This is a genomic window from Amycolatopsis sp. NPDC051373, from assembly GCF_040689465.1.
GTDB lineage: Bacteria > Actinomycetota > Actinomycetes > Mycobacteriales > Pseudonocardiaceae > Amycolatopsis.
Genome location: NZ_JBFBAE010000015.1, coordinates 196,724 through 211,332 on the forward strand (window position 1 = coordinate 196,724; position 14,609 = coordinate 211,332).

The 14,609-nt window shown below is 69.8% G+C and carries 15 protein-coding genes; 5 read left to right on the forward strand and 10 right to left on the reverse strand.

All coding sequences use genetic code 11. The features are described from left to right. Positions 1–95 precede the first annotated feature (95 nt). The 5 genes from AB0383_RS28075 to AB0383_RS28095 form a co-directional block, all read right to left on the reverse strand. Positions 96–1,061, reverse strand: coding sequence for a hypothetical protein (locus AB0383_RS28075; protein WP_366188957.1), 966 nt, complete (start codon positions 1,059–1,061; stop codon positions 96–98). 276 nt (positions 1,062–1,337) lie between these two features. Next, positions 1,338–1,616: a hypothetical protein gene (locus AB0383_RS28080; protein WP_366188958.1), complete on the reverse strand. Its 279-nt coding sequence runs from the start codon at positions 1,614–1,616 to the stop codon at positions 1,338–1,340. Positions 1,617–1,672: 56 nt separating this feature from the next. Further along, positions 1,673–2,185 carry a PaaI family thioesterase gene (locus AB0383_RS28085; protein ID WP_366188959.1) on the reverse strand — a complete coding sequence of 171 codons (513 nt, stop codon included), beginning with the start codon at positions 2,183–2,185 and terminating at the stop codon, positions 1,673–1,675. Continuing rightward, positions 2,182–3,117 (reverse strand): patatin family protein, encoded by a 936-nt coding sequence (locus AB0383_RS28090; RefSeq protein WP_366188960.1) that lies wholly within the window; start codon positions 3,115–3,117, stop codon positions 2,182–2,184. Before AB0383_RS28090 ends, AB0383_RS28085 begins: the two co-directional genes overlap by 4 nt. Beyond that, on the reverse strand, positions 3,114–4,067 hold the full coding sequence (locus tag AB0383_RS28095; RefSeq protein WP_366188961.1) for a DMT family transporter: 954 nt from the start codon (positions 4,065–4,067) through the stop codon (positions 3,114–3,116). The genes AB0383_RS28090 and AB0383_RS28095 overlap by 4 nt, the downstream gene beginning before the upstream one ends. A gap of 93 nt (positions 4,068–4,160) precedes the next feature. Here AB0383_RS28095 and AB0383_RS28100 point away from each other — a divergent pair, with 93 nt between their 5' ends. Continuing rightward, a complete protein-coding gene (locus AB0383_RS28100) occupies positions 4,161–4,949 on the forward strand; it encodes an AraC family transcriptional regulator (RefSeq protein ID WP_366188962.1) in 789 nt (262 codons plus the stop codon). 8 nt (positions 4,950–4,957) lie between these two features. Here AB0383_RS28100 and AB0383_RS28105 read toward each other — a convergent pair whose 3' ends face one another. Next, on the reverse strand, positions 4,958–5,953 hold the full coding sequence (locus AB0383_RS28105) for a cysteine synthase family protein (protein ID WP_364187654.1): 996 nt from the start codon (positions 5,951–5,953) through the stop codon (positions 4,958–4,960). On the opposite strand from AB0383_RS28105, the gene AB0383_RS28110 reads away from it, so the two are divergent. Further along, entirely contained in the window at positions 5,952–7,370 is a 1,419-nt protein-coding gene (locus AB0383_RS28110) for a PLP-dependent aminotransferase family protein (protein WP_364187657.1), read from the forward strand. The genes AB0383_RS28105 and AB0383_RS28110 overlap by 2 nt on opposite strands. Here the strand turns inward: AB0383_RS28110 and AB0383_RS28115 are convergent. The 4 genes from AB0383_RS28115 to AB0383_RS28130 form a co-directional block, all read right to left on the reverse strand. Next, positions 7,360–8,532 carry an acyl-CoA dehydrogenase family protein gene (locus tag AB0383_RS28115; protein WP_364187660.1) on the reverse strand — a complete coding sequence of 391 codons (1,173 nt, stop codon included), beginning with the start codon at positions 8,530–8,532 and terminating at the stop codon, positions 7,360–7,362. The genes AB0383_RS28110 and AB0383_RS28115 overlap by 11 nt on opposite strands. Next, positions 8,507–9,733 (reverse strand): MFS transporter, encoded by a 1,227-nt coding sequence (locus AB0383_RS28120; protein WP_364187663.1) that lies wholly within the window; start codon positions 9,731–9,733, stop codon positions 8,507–8,509. Before AB0383_RS28120 ends, AB0383_RS28115 begins: the two co-directional genes overlap by 26 nt. A 595-nt stretch (positions 9,734–10,328) precedes the next feature. Further along, positions 10,329–10,592 (reverse strand): hypothetical protein, encoded by a 264-nt coding sequence (locus AB0383_RS28125; protein WP_364187666.1) that lies wholly within the window; start codon positions 10,590–10,592, stop codon positions 10,329–10,331. A 33-nt stretch (positions 10,593–10,625) separates the two neighbouring features. Further along, on the reverse strand, positions 10,626–11,318 hold the full coding sequence (locus AB0383_RS28130) for an MBL fold metallo-hydrolase (protein WP_364187669.1): 693 nt from the start codon (positions 11,316–11,318) through the stop codon (positions 10,626–10,628). A gap of 227 nt (positions 11,319–11,545) precedes the next feature. Here AB0383_RS28130 and AB0383_RS28135 point away from each other — a divergent pair, with 227 nt between their 5' ends. The 3 genes from AB0383_RS28135 to AB0383_RS28145 all read left to right on the forward strand — a co-directional run. Further along, a complete protein-coding gene (locus AB0383_RS28135; RefSeq protein WP_366188963.1) occupies positions 11,546–13,297 on the forward strand; it encodes an AMP-binding protein in 1,752 nt (583 codons plus the stop codon). Between the two features lie 57 nt (positions 13,298–13,354). Beyond that, complete coding sequence (locus tag AB0383_RS28140) at positions 13,355–14,176, forward strand: isocitrate lyase/phosphoenolpyruvate mutase family protein (protein WP_364187674.1); 822 nt, start codon at positions 13,355–13,357, stop codon at positions 14,174–14,176. Further along, positions 14,173–14,609, forward strand: a 437-nt coding sequence (locus AB0383_RS28145) for a 3,4-dihydroxy-2-butanone-4-phosphate synthase (protein ID WP_364187677.1), incomplete at its 3' end; no start/stop codon positions are given. The genes AB0383_RS28140 and AB0383_RS28145, both read left to right, overlap by 4 nt.

The following is a 14,609-nucleotide window of genomic DNA, read 5'->3' on the forward strand; positions in this document are numbered from 1 at the left end:
GAAAGTGGCCTGAATGGTCAGTGATGTCTGTCCGGGTGGTCACTCCGTCCTCCGGGGCAGACATCCGTAGCCATTCGGCCAGACCTGGGTGTCGGCTACCGATTTCCCTTGCCGCACAGCGGGATCGGAGCTGACGCCGTGCTGTCGGTGAAGCAAGATCTCGACTCTGGCCGGATGGGCCGATTTCGACAAGCAGTTCGTTGAACAGCGACCGCGCCGCGACCTGGTTGCGCCAGACCGTGCCGTCGTCCGAGGTCATCGGGCGTTCGCCGAACCGCGAGTCCGGCGTGGTGGCGATGACGAGGTCGCCGGGACCGCCCGCCCAGGGGACGTACCGCGGCGGCCGGCCAAGTAGCCCGACGACCGCGTCCCGCGCGGTTGGTTCCGACCGGCCAGCCCGAACAGCCGCAGTGACTGGCCGGTCGGAACCAGGCGGCCGCCACCGCGTCGACGAGCGGAGTCTGCCCGATCGCGCCGGCGATCAGCCGATCCGTGACGGCGAGATCCACCACGTGCAGCCCGGCGAAAGACATGCCGCACACGACGATCCGGCTCGCGTCGAGCGCCGGCTGGGTCGCGACCCAGCCGACGGCCGTGCGGTAGTCCTCGCGCTGGCGCGGCACGGAAACCACTTCGTCGCGTCCTGCCCTCCCCGATCGAGGACAAGGAGAACCGCGTCTACCGCGAACCGGTGGGTGTCGCGCCGCTACCCCTCGAAGCCGCCGAAGCCGCGGTAGTCGAATACGACACTCGCAAACCACGCGCCGGAACCGGGTCGCGAACGCGGCGAGGCCGCCGCCGTCCTTGACCGCACCGACCAGGCCGATCTCGAACGCGGCCTTCAGGCGGGTGCCGCCGATTTCGTCGATGATCACCGGTGATCTCGCCCCCGTGGTCCCCTCGACGTACCGGATCGCCTGTCCGAACACCGTCAGCCGAGGGCCGCCGGAAACCCGGTGCAGCTCGGCCGACGGCGCGGTGGCCGCGAGGCGCAGAGCCGGGCCGCTCGGCGCCATCGAGTCGTGTTCGAGAACCACCGGCAGCAACGGCACCGCCACCATGGCCGCCCGTCCGACCGGGCGACGGCAGGCCAAGCTCGCGGGCAAGTGGGTGGTGGGTGGCCGTGGCAACCAGCTGCGCGACTCGAACCCTCACGACGGCTCCACGGTCGCGGAGTTCACCGTCGCCGGCACCGCGGACATCGACCGCGCCTACCTCACCGCGAAAGAAAACCAATACGCGTGGGGGAAAACGAACGCCTACCGACTACGACGTCTACGAGGGCGGCGCGAGCTTCGCGGACACGGTCGCCGCGGAGGTCGCCTTCCTGGGCCGCGTCAGGGCACGCTGAGCTTCCTCTGCCGCGTCATGAGCAGGCGCGCGTAGATCAGCCCGAGGAGCCCGACGTGCGCGAGGAGGAGGGCGAACGCCGGGCTCTGCCGCTCCACGGGGAAGCAGTCGCCGAGTGAGTCGTCCTGCCACGCGATCGCCGGGTCACACGCCGTGCCGGACGGGGTCACGAAGTCGGGGCCCCCGAAGAGGCCGCGGAACGCGAGGAACACCCCGACGACGATAGCCGCGACGCTTGCGAACGCGACGATGGCGCGTGGTGACACAGGCTGCTCCTCGGATCGGCGGGACGATCACTCGATCGCGGAATTCGTCTCCTTCGTTACGTACCGGACGCTCGGGACACGAAGCAGTTCGCCGTCGCCGTGGCCAGGAGCGTGCCCGAGGTGTCCTGCAGGCGTGCTTCGGCCAGCACGACCTGGGGTCCGGAGTGGAGGACGCGACCGGTGGCCGTGATAGGGCCCGTGTCGACGCGGACGGCCTTGAGGAAGCGGACGGAGAGGTCCAGGGTGCTGAACCCGCTGCCGACGGGGAGGGTCGTGTGCACGGCGCACGCGGCCGCCGAGTCGAGCATCGTGGCGTAGAGGCCACCGTGGACGGTCCACATCGGGTTGTAGTGGTATTCGCCCGGGGTGAGGCGGAAGACGGTCTCGCCGGGTGACGCCGAGACCAGGCGGAGGCCGACGAGGTCCATCATCGGCGCGGAGGGGATGTCGCCGCGTGCCATGGCGCGGAGGAACTCCAGCCCGCTGAGCTCGGCGGCCGCGGTGGCGAACGCGAGGTGGTCGGCCCAGGACACGACGCGCACGCGTTCGGCATCCGTGGTGTTGGTCATGGTGTTTCCTTCACAGCGGACAGTTCGTTCAGCGCCGCTTGGAGTCCGGTGTCCACCGCGGCGCGCATCAGGTGCGGGCGGCGCTCGGTGCGGCCGATGCGGGCGCTGCCGACGGGTGGGCGGACTTGCAGTGTCGCGGGGTGCGAAACCAGCAGTCGTTCCTCTTCGGCCCTGAGCGCCGCACGGTCCAGCCACGTCTCGAGCGCTCCCGGTGCGTGGCGGGCGAACCAGCGCGACGCGACCAGCCGCTCACCGCGGGATGGTGCCGTCGCCGCGCCCTCGTCCGACCGTCGCGTGCGAAACGCGACGAGGTGTGTTGCTTTCTGCGCAAGTGCTGTTCGCACGGGAATGGATTCGCTCACCCCGGCGTCCACGAAATGTCGTCCACCGATCACGATCGGTTCGCCCGCGAGCAGGGGCATGGCCGTCGACGCACGCAGCGCGGCTTGCAAGCCGGCCTGGTCGTGGAGGTGCTCGTGCAGGTCCGCGGACTCGCCGGTCATCGCGTCGGTGGCGGTGGGGTGGAACTCGACGGGGTTGTCGAGGATCTCCCGGAACCCCATCGGCACGATCTCGGTGTAGAGGGTGTGGACGAGGAACTCCGTGTCCACCACCGGCCGCCGGCTCAGGATGCGCTTGGGGTCGATCGTCCGGCCCATGATCATCGGATCCCACCACGCGTGCTGGGTGCTTTCCGCGCGTCCGCACAGCAGCCACGCACCGTTGAGCGCGCCCGCCGAGCTGCCGTAGACCGCGTCGAACATCGGCAGCAACCCGAGCTGTTCGATGGCGATCGTCATTCCGCTCGAATACGCACCTCGCGAGCTCCCGCCCTCGATCAGCAACACCAAGCGAGCGCCGTCATCGCGGTTTCCGGGAGTGCTCCCGCCGCGCCTGCGTTCTCTCAGCAATTCCACGACGGCGTCGGTCACCGTTGCACCTTCTTTCGTTCGGAGGCTTTTCGTTCAGAGGAGGCGAAGATTTTTCCCTGGGTGACGGCGAGCAGTGCGCCGACGACGGTGATCACCGCACCTGCGACCTGCACGGTGGTGAACGACTCACCCAGGAACACCACGGAAGTCACCGTGCCGAACACGGGCACCGCGAACATGGTGATAGTCGCGGTCACGGGACTGACAGCCCGCAACCCCCGGTAGTAGAACAGGTACGCGATCGCGGTCGGGCCGATCGCGAGGAATGCGAGGTTCTCCCACGTGAGCGTGGACACCGATGTCCACTCAGTACCAGAAAGTGAGGGAATTGCGACAAGCACCAACGCCAGCGCGCCCACACCCGTGGCATACGTCGTGGCCCGCAACGGTTCCATCCCGCTCAGCACCTTCTTCGATGCGATGCTGTAGGCCGCCCAGCACGCCGCGCCCGCCAGGTAGACGAAGTCACCGGCGAGGCGACTTCCGCTGAACCCCGTACCACCCCCGCCGACACCGACGAAGAACACGACCGAGCCCGCGATCCCCAGCACGAGCCCGGCGATGCGCGCACCGGATGCCGGTTCTTTGCGGGTCACGAGGAAGTACAGCGTGGTCAGCACGGGACTGAGCACGGGCACGATGATGGTGCCGTCGATCGCGGGGGCGAGGGAAAGCCCCCAGAAGAAAAAGAAGTTGTACGCGAACACCCCGACGAGCCCGACCAGTCCGGCTCGCGCGAGGTCACGCCACGAAAAGCGCGCCGAACCCGGCCGCACGCACAACAACCCCACGAGGATCACCGCGCCCGCCCCGAAGCGCAGGCACGCGGCGACCTCGTGCGGCAGCTCACTCACGACGACTTTCGAGCTGGTGAAAGCCGCCCCGAACAACGCCATCGTGATGAGCAGGTACGAATACGGAGCGACGCCACCGTCGCGGTGTTCGGGCATGAGTTCGGTCCACTTCGTTGCGGGTAGGGGAAAAGGCTGGGGATCACACCGATCCTCGCCGCCCGGCGCGCAGATTTCTTGTACGTTCCTTGCATGGCAGGCGAATCCGAGATCACCGCGTGGAGCCCCGGCGTTCCCGGCATCAGCGAGGTGTTCCACGCGCACTTCGTGCAGCACGCCTATCCCGTGCACACGCACACCGTGTGGACGCTGCTGATCCTCGACGACGGCGTGCTGCAGTACGACCTCGACCGCCACGAGCACGGCACCCTGCGTTCGCAGGTCGTGCTCCTGCCGCCGCACGTACCGCACAACGGCCGCACCGCGGCGCCGCGCGGGTTCCGCAAACGCGTGCTCTACCTGCCCGAGGACGCGCTCGACGCGCGGCTGATCGGCCCGGCGACCGACCAGCCGAACCTGCGGGACCCGAAGCTGGCGAACCGGATCAGCCGGCTGCACGACACGCTCGCCGTGCCGGGCGACGAGTTCGAGGCGCAGAGCCGGCTCGCGTTCATTTTCGAACGTCTGGGCACACACCTGCGCCGCGATGTGATCCGCCGCGAGCCGGATCGCGGGCTGGCCGACGACCTGCGCGACCTCCTGGACTCGCGGGTGGTCGCCGGGCTGCCGCTCGACGAGGCGGCACGCCTGCTGCACGCAGACCCGACGCACCTGGTCCGCGCGTTCTCCCGGCGGTTTTCGCTGCCGCCGCACCTGTACCTCACGGGCCGTCGCGTGGAGCTGGCGCGGCGGCTGCTGCTGGCCGGTGTGCCGGCCGCGGCGGTCGCCACCGAGGTCGGCTTCTACGACCAGTCGCACCTGACCCGGCACTTCAAGCGCATGCTGGGCGTGAGCCCGGCGCGGTTCGCCGGACGGCGGTGAGGCCACGGCTACTCCCACAGGTCCGTCGACAGGTACTTCAGGCCCGAGTCGGGGATCACGACGGCGACCGTGGCGCCGGCGAGCTCGTGCCGCAGGAGGTGGAGGGCCGCGGCGACGTTGGCACCGGCGGAGAAACCGGCGAAGATGCCTTCGCGGGTGGCGAGCAGGCGAGAGGTCCGGCGGGCTTCGTCGCCGCTGACCTGGAGGTAGCCGTCGAGGGGCACGTCACGCAGATGTGTGAGGTCGGCCCGGCCGAAGCCGCCGCCCTGGATGGGGTGGTGGGATTCGAACACCTCGTGTCCGGCGAGCACCGCGGCGCCCTCGGGTTCGACGGCGAAGCACTGGATGGCCGGATCCCGTTCCTTCAGCGCCCGCGTGACGCCCGCCAGGCAGCCGCCGGTGCCGACGAAATCGGCGAACGCGTCGAGCCGGCCGCCCGTCTGCGCCCAGATCTCGGGGCCGGTGCCGGTGTAGTGGGCCTCGACGTTGTGGTGGTTTTCGAACTGATCGGAACGGAACGCACCGCGTGCCTGGGTGATCGACCGAGCTTGCTTTTCCACCAGCGCCATGTCCACGCCCGCAACACGGCCGGGCACGGAACCGGGGGCCTGGTCGACGAGCACGACCTCGGCGCCGAGCGCGGCGATCATGCGCGCGCGTTCGGTCGAGCTCCCGCGCGACAGCACGGCGACGAACGGGTGGCCGGTCACCGCGCACGCGATGGCGAGGCCGGCACCGGTGTTGCCGCTGGTGAGCTCGACCACGGGCTGGCCGGGCTGCAGCGCCCCGGTTTCCTCGGCGGCCCGGATGATCCGTTTCGCGACGCGGTCCTTTTTGGACCCGCCGGGATTGAGGTACTCGAGCTTGGCCAGCAGGGTCCCGTCGACGCCGCCGGTGACGCGGTCGAGCCGGACCATCGGGGTGTCGCCGATCGCGTCGAGCGCCGAGGGCAGGACGCCGACTGCTACTCCTGTGCGAGCAATAGCGCTATCATTCACCGTCATGTCCCAGGATAGCAGTTCGCGAAACGTGGCCAATGTGCTGCGAAATGAGCTCAATCACTACTCGCCGGGTGAGAAACTGCCGTCGAGCCGGGCTCTTGTCGAACGCTTCGGGGTCAGTCCCGTGACGGTGTCGCGCGCGCTCGCCGTGCTCGCGGCCGACGGGCTGGTGGTGACACGGCCGGGGGCCGGTGCGTATCGCGCGGAGACGGTTGCCCGGGAGAAGCCGGTTGTCGACACGTCGTGGCAGGAGATCGCGCTCACGGCGGATGGCCAGGGTGGCGAGCGGGTGGTCGACGCGTCCGGCTTGAGCGCCGGCCTGGCTGTGCCGCCGCCGGACGTGGTCGCGTTCAACGGTGGCTATCTGCACGCTTCGCTGCAGCCCGAACGCGCGATGGCCGGCGCGTTGGCGTCGGCGGCCCGCCGCCCGGGCGCGTGGGAGCGGCCGCCGCCGGCCGGGCTGACGGCGTTGCGGGCCTGGTTCGCGCGGGAGCTGAGGCTCACGCCGGCCGAGGTGGTGATCAGTGGCGGTGGCCAGGCGGCGCTGAGTACCGCGTTGCGTGCGCTCGCGTCGCCGGGATCCGCGGTCCTGGTCGAGTCGCCGACATATCCCGGGGTGCTCGCCGCTGCCCGCGCGGCCGGGTTGCGCCCGGTGCCCGTTCCGATGGACGACGGCGGGGTGCGGCTCGACCTCCTGCGGGAGGTGCTCGCGGCGACCGGGGCGAAGGTGTTCTACTGCCAGCCGTTGGTCCAGAATCCGACCGGGGCCGTGCTCGCGCCGGAGCGGCGGCGCGAGCTGCTGGAGATCGTCCACGCGGCCGGTGCGTTCCTGCTCGAGGATGACTGGGCGCGCCACCTCGGGCACGGTGGGCCGGTGCCGGCTCCGTTGGTCGCGGACGATCCCCACGGTTCGGTGGTCCACTTGGGATCGTTGACGAAAGCCACGTCGCCCAACCTGCGGGTCGCGGCGCTCGCCGCGCGGGGCCCGGTGCTGGAACGACTGCGCGCCATCCAGGTGGTGGACAGCTTCTTCGTGCCGAGGCCGTTCCAGGAGGCCACTTTGGACCTCGTGGCTGCGCCGTCGTGGCCGCGGCACTTGCGTGCGCTCGCGGCGGGGCTGCGGGAGCGCCGTGACGCGATGGTGGGCGCGCTCCAGCGGGAGCTGCCTTCGCTTGCTCCGCCGAGGGTGCCGACGGGTGGCCACTACCTGTGGTTGCGCCTGCCCGCCGGGACGGACGAAACCGCCCTCACCTCCGCGGCTCTGCGCGCCGGGGTGGCGGTGTCGCCCGGCCGCGGGTACTTCGCCGCCGAGGCTCCGGCTCCGCACTTGCGGCTGGGGTTCGCCGACACCTCGGGCGCGCAGGAAATCACCGAAGGTGTTCGCCGTCTCGCAACGGCGTGTGCGGAAGTCAACCTTTGAGCAGCGCACGCGCCATCACCATTCGCTGGATCTGGTTGGTGCCCTCGTAGATCTGCGTGATCTTCGCGTCGCGCATCATGCGTTCCACCGGGAAGTCGCGGGTGTAGCCGGCGCCGCCGAACAGCTGGACGGCGTCGGTCGTCACCTGCATGGCCACGTCGGACGCGAAACATTTAGCGCTGCTGGCGAAGAAGGTCTTGTCGGGCTCACCGCGCTCGACCTTCGCCGCGGCGAGGTACACGAGGCTGCGGGCGGCCTCGATCTTCATGGCCATGTCGGCGAGCATGAACTGCACACCCTGGAACTCGGCGATCGTCTTGCCGAACTGTGTGCGGTCTTTGACATACGCGCGTGAGGCATCGAGCGCGCCCTGTGCGATTCCTACCGCTTGGGCGCCGATGGTGGGCCTGGTGTGATCGAAAGTGCGCATCGCGGTCTTGAAGCCCGTGCCCGGTTCACCGACGATCCGGTCGGCCGGGACGGTGCAGTCGGTGAAGTAGAGCTCGCACGTCGGGGAGCCCTTGATGCCGAGCTTGCGTTCCTTCGCGCCGACCTCGAAGCCCGGGTCGTCGGCGTGGACCACGAAGGCCGAGATGCCGGCCGCGCCCTGGTCGGCGTCGGTCACGGCGAACACGGTGTACCAGGTGGCCACGCCGGAGTTGCTGATCCAGGCTTTGGCGCCGTTGAGGACCCAGTGGTCGCCGTCGAACCGGGCCCTTGTTTTCATCGCAACAGCGTCTGAGCCGGATTCTCGCTCGGAAAGTCCGTAGGCGAACAACGCCTGTCCGTTTGCCAACGTCGGCAGGACCTGCTTCCTGAGGTCTTCGGACGCCGACAGCAGCACGGGCATGCTGCCCAGCTTGTTGACCGCCGGGATCAGCGACGAGCTGACGCACACCCGGGCGACCTCCTCGATCACGAGGCAGGCGGCCAGGCCGTCCGCGCCTTCGCCGCCGTACTGCTCGGGGACGTGGATCGCGTGGAACCCCGCCGCCGTCAGCGCCGCGCGGGCTTCTTCGGGGAAGCGCGAGTTCTCGTCGACGTCCGCGGCGTGCGGGGCGATTTGTTTTTCGCACAGGGAACGTACGGTTGCGCGCAATTCGTGGTGTTCTTCGGACATGCGGAAGGCTTCGAAGTCAGGGTTCGCGAACGGCTGGTTCATGTCGGTCTCCATCTGCCGAGGGAAGGGTCAGGGGTTGGCCGCCGAGCATCATGAGGGGGATGGTGGCGAGGGTGGCCAGCGCGGCGATCACGAGCCACAGCGCGTAGGAGGCGCCGCCGGCGAGCGCGGCGAGCAGGTACGGCGCGGCGAACCCGAGGTAGGCCAGCGCGTAGAAGATGCTGACGAGCCCGGCGAACTCGTGCTGCTCGGCCATGCGTTCCACTTTGTCCAGGCCGGTGACCATGAGGATGCCGTAGCCAGTGCCGAGGACCACGGCCGTCACGAGGACCAGCGGAGTGACCGGGTGCCACGCGACGAGCGCCGTGCCGGCCAGTCCGAGTGCGGTGACGAGCAGCCCGGCCACCGGGGCGTGCAGGTGCCCGGCGTGCGCGAGCCGGCGCGCGATCGGCTGGACGAGCGCGCCGAGCGGCAGCGTCAGCCCGCCGACCAGCCCGCTGAACGCGACGGGCGTGCTGATCGCGCTCGCCGTGTGGCTGGGCAACAACGCGGGCAGGGTCGCGATGCTGATCGCGACCGTCCCGAACACCCACGGCGCCCACGGCACCACTCCGAGCAGGAAGTGGCGCGACACCGCCGGCCGTGGCAGCCACTGCGCGCGCTCGGCCCGCGCGAGTGCCGGCGCGGTTTCCGGCACCCGCCACGCGAGCACGAGCACTCCGGCCATCAACGCCAGGTGCACGACATACGGCAGCTCCACCGGCCACGGCAACCACTGCGCGAGCGCGCCGGCCAGCAACGGCCCGATCCCGAACCCCAGCGACAACGCGGCGGCCGAGCGCCGGGCGCCACGGCCGGGCGGGGACAGCTCGGTCACCCACGCGGTGCCCGCGCTGTACGCCGCGCCGGACGCGACGCCGGCCAGGAACCGCCCGACGTACAGCGAGGGCCACCACACCGGGCCGAGCATCAGCACGAGCGTGGCCAGCACCGAGACGAGCATCGCGGGCCGCAACACGGCGCGCCGCCCGTACCGGTCCGCCGCCCGCCCGCTGAAGATCAACGCCGGCACCAGCCCCACGGCGTAGATGCCGAAAATGCTCGTCGCCGCCGACTCCGGCAACCCGAGCTCACCCCGGTAGACCAGCAACAGTGGCGTGAAGTGGTTCGCCCCCCACGCAACGCCGAACAACGCGGCCGCCGCCCGCACCCAGGCGACTCGACTCTGCGTGGACTGGTGCACGTTCAACTCCCAAGCGAGATTCTCGTTGTGGGGACAGGGATGTCAGGACCGCGGGGGCTCCTCCACGGCTGCGGCGACCGGTGTGGGCCGACGCGCGCTGCGCCGCGGCTTTCGGAACCGGTCGGCGTTGTCAGCGTTGTTCGGAATGGCTCATGGCCGGCTCCCAAACGAGGTCTCCGTTGTGGCAACGGGAAGTCAGGACCCCTGGGCCCTTCGACAGCCGGCGAGGACTTCGGGGGAGCAGTTGCGGCGACTGGGGTGGGCCGCTGCGCGCTTCGCCGCGGGTTTCGGAACCGGTCGGTTCCCCGCTGTTCTGGATGCTTCACGGTCGACTCCCAAGCGAGGTTCTTTGGTTGCCGGGGTGTCAGGACCCGGGGCTCTTCGACGGCTGGCGAGGACATCGGCGGCGCAGCCACGGCGACCGGGTAGGCCGACGCGCGCTTCGCGGCGGCTTTTCGGAACCGGTCGGTTCCCCGTTGTTCGGGATGGACCACGGGCAACTCCCCGACGAGGCTTGTGTGGTGGCCGGGATGCCGGCACCGCCGAGGCCGCGGCGCGGAGCGGGTGTTCGGGCTGTGCGGATTCGCACACCGAGTCACGGCAGGCGGGCGGGTTCGACGGCCGGCCAGGTCGCCGGTGGGGGTTGCCGCAGCGACGAGGGTGGGACGGGCGTGTGTTCGGCGGTGGCGTGGAGCTTGCCGTCGCGGGAGGTGATGGAGCCGGCGCGGAGCATGGTGGTGATGAGTTCCGTGGCGAGGGACTCGGGGGAGCGGCGCAGCAGCCAGGCCGCGTCCTTGAGCCAGGCGCGCGCGTGGAGGTAGGGCTCGACTTCGTCGGTGGGGATGCCGTCGCGGATCATGAGGGCGTAGGCGAAGACGCGGCGGGCGCCGTATCAGACGGCGCCGTCGGGGTCGTCGACGAGGCGCCGGGCGCGGCGCGCGGCGTTGGCGAGGGCGGCGCCGGTGTCGGCGGGGATGGGCCCGTGTGCGGGAAGGAGCACGCGGGGTTCGAGATCGATCAGGTGTTGTACGGAACCGAGCGCGGTGGTGGTGGCATCCGGACCGTCGAGGGCGAGGTTCACCCAGCCGACGTCGTAGTCCGACAACGCGTCGCCGACGGCGAGGAGGCGTTCGTCCGGTTGCCAGAGGGCGAGATGGCCCGGGGTGTGGCCGGGTGTTCGGATCACCTCCCATCCGGTGTCGCCGAGTAACAAAACCTGTCCGTCGTCGAGCAGTTCGTCGACGGAGTAGGGCGGCACGGGCTGGTCGAGGTACTCCATCTGGCAGCAGCCGGGGTCGCGCCGGGCGACGGCGAGTGCGTCGCGGGCGCTGGCGGCGATGCCGGCGCCGCTTTTCTGCAGCAGGGCGTTGCCGCCGACGTGGTCGCAGTGCCAGTGGGTGTTCACGACCAGGTTGAGCGACGCGGTGTGCGCGCGGACCCACTCGGCCGTCTCTTCCGCGTGCCCGACGAAGCCGCTGTCCACCAGGGCCGGTTGCCGGCCGGGCAGCAGGAGCAGGTTCGCGTCGGGGAACGGGCGCTGCTGCCAGGCCAGCCACGAAGGTAAGCGGTCGAAGTCGAAGGGCACGGGTCCTCCTTCGGAAGTCACAAGAGTCCACTGTGGAGAAATGTCCACTGTGGAACCGTAGCCACGCGCGCACGCGCGCGGGAGCGGAGCTCCGAACGCCGTGCGGCACGGGATTGATTGTCGCAAAAGGAAAACCGGGTTTCAACGCGGTTACCCCCGTTCAAGGGTAGCGACGGGCCGGCCGGAAAACGCATAGTCGCGGTATCACGCCGAAGGAAGGATCGCTGGTGACCACGAGCGACGCACACCGGGGCTACAAGGCGAGCCGCGACCAGCTGTTGGCATTGCGCGGCAAGCACGTTCGCGCGGTCGAGGAGTTCCGCTGGCCCGACCTCGGCGAGCGGTTCAACTGGGCCGTCGACTGGTTCGACGCCGTCGCCCGCGACAACGCCGACAACGACCGCCCGGCCCTCGTCATCGTCGAGGAAGACGGCTCGGAGACGCGGCGAACGTTCGGCGAGCTGTCCCGCGCGTCCGACCGCTTGGCGACGTGGCTGCGAAACCGGGGTGTCCGCAAAGGACACCGCGTGCTGCTGATGCTCGGCAACCAGGTCGAGCTCTGGGAGGCCATGCTCGCGATCATGAAGCTCGGCGGCGTGATCATGCCGACGACGACCGCGCTCGGAGCCGCCGACCTCACCGACCGCATCACCCGAGGCGAGCCGCGGCACGTGATCTGCAACGCCGCCGACACGCCTAAGTTCGCCGACGTTCCCGGCGACTACACGCGGATCAGCGTCGGCCCGGCGGAAAACCGGGCCGACTTCCTCAGTCCCGATCTGCACAGTGCCGACTTCCGCTGGGCCGACCTCCATGAAGCCGCCGATCTGCCGCACACCCCGGTCGAACACCCCGGCACGGCACCCGGCGACCCGCTGCTGCTGTATTTCACCTCCGGTACCACGACGCGGCCCAAGCTCGTGGAGCACACCCAGGTCTCCTACCCGGTCGGGCACCTCGCCACGATGTACTGGCTGGGTTTGTGGCCGGGCGACGTCCACCTCAACATCTCGTCCCCGGGCTGGGCGAAACACGCGTGGTCCTGCTTCTTCGCCCCGTGGATCGCCGAGTCGACGATCTTCGTCTACAACTACAGCCGCTTCGACCCGGCCGCATTCCTGAACCAGCTGCGTGTGCGAAAAGTGACAACGTTCTGTGCGCCGCCCACCGTCTGGCGCATGCTGATCAACACCGACCTCGGTGCCCGCCCGGCGGGCCTGCGCGAGGCGATCGGCGCCGGCGAACCGCTCAACCCCGAGGTGATCGAACGCGTCCGCGCGGCGTGGGGCATCACCATCCGCGACGGCTTCGGCCAGACCGAGACCACCGCACAGGTCGGCAACACCCCCGAATCCGACGTCCAACCGGGCTCCATGGGCCGTCCGCTGCCAGGGGTTCCGGTCGTGCTGGTCGAACCCGCGAGCGGCAAGGTGGTCTCAGGACAGGGGGAGGGCGAAATCTGCCTCGACCTGGCACAGCGTCCGCTGACGTTGATGACCGGCTACCTGGCCGACGACGAACGCACCGCCGAGGCCATGGCCGGTGGCTACTACCACACCGGCGACGTCGCCTCGATCGACGAAGACGGCTACCTCACCTACATCGGCCGCACCGACGACGTCTTCAAGGCCAGCGACTACAAGATCAGCCCGTTCGAACTCGAGTCGGTGCTCATCGAACATCCCGCTGTTGCCGAGGCGGCCGTGGTGCCGGCGCCTGACGCCGTCCGCCTGGCGGTGCCGAAGGCCTACATCGGACTGGCGCCCGGACACGAGCCCACCAAGGAGACGGCGCTGTCCATCCTGCGCTACGCCCGCGAGAACCTCGCCCCGTACCAACGCGTGCGCCGCCTCGAGTTCGCCGATCTGCCCAAGACGATCTCGGGCAAGATCCGCCGCGTGGAGCTGCGGGCCCGCGAACTCGGCGCGGAAGCCGGCACCGAATGGCGCGACGACCAGTTCCCCGACCTGGCCCGCTGAACCGCCGAACCGCCGAACGCTGAACCGCCGAACCTCGACTGCCGAAGGACCGCCGCCATGCCTGGCTCCGAAACCTACGAACACTTCCTCTCGCTGCACACCCGCCCCGAGGGCCTCGTCATGCCCAACGCCTGGGACGGCCTCTCCGCCCTGCTCATGGCCGACGCCGGCTTCGAAGCGATCGGCACCAGCTCGGCCGCGTTCGCCGCGACGCTGGGCCGGTTCGACGGCCGCCACGCGGTGAGCCGCGAAGAACACCTCGACCACGCGAAACTCCTGAAGCGGCTCACCGAGCTCCCGATCAACGGCGACTTCGAGGACGGCTACGGCGAGGCCTGCGAGGACGTGGCCGCCACCGTCGAGGCGGCGGTCGAGGCCGGGCTGGCCGGCATCGGTGTCGAGGACACGACCGGCACCGGCGAGAACCCGATCCGGCCGTTCGACGAGGCGGTGGACCGCGTGCGCCATGCCGTCGCGGCGGCGAAGCAGCGGATCGTCGTCACGGCCCGCGCCGACAACTTCATCCAGGGCGTCAACGACCTTGACGACACCATCCGCCGCCTCAGCGCCTTCGCGGAAGCCGGCGCCGATGTGTTGTTCGCGCCGCTCCCGCCCGACCTCGCGTCGGTGGAGAAGATCGTGCAGGCGGTAGCGCCCAAGCCGGTCAACGTCGTGGTGTCACCGGCGGACAAGACGCTGACGGTGTCCGAACTCCACCAAGCCGGTGTGAAGCGGATCAGTCTCGGTTCGTCGCTTTACGCACACGTGATGTCCGTCCTCGATCAGGCCGCGATCGATCTGGCCGGCGGTGACCTCGCCGCGGCGACGAGCGGCTCGCGGTTCCGGTTCCGCCGCCTGCTGCGCCAGGCCAAGGGGTGACCGGCGGCGCGGGGATCGAAGCAGCCATTGTGGACATCGCGGCGGGTCGTGCGGTGGTGGTGGTCGATGATGAGGATCGTGAGAACGAGGGCGATCTGATTTTCGCGGCGGAGAAGGCGACGCCGGAGTTGCTGGCGTTCATGGTTCGCTACACCTCGGGGTATGTGTGCGTCTCGCTCACCGAAGCCGAGGCGGATCGGTTGGATCTGCCGCCGATGTATCACACGAACCAGGATGTGCGCGGTACTGCGTACAGCGTGACGGTGGACGCGGCGGAGGGCATCACGACGGGTATTTCGGCGGCGGATCGTGCGCACACGATGCGGTTGCTGGCTGATCCGGCGGCGTCGGCGAAGGATTTCCGCCGTCCCGGGCATGTGGTGCCGTTGCGGGCGAAGGAGGGTGGTGTGTTGCGCCGTCCGGGGCACACCGA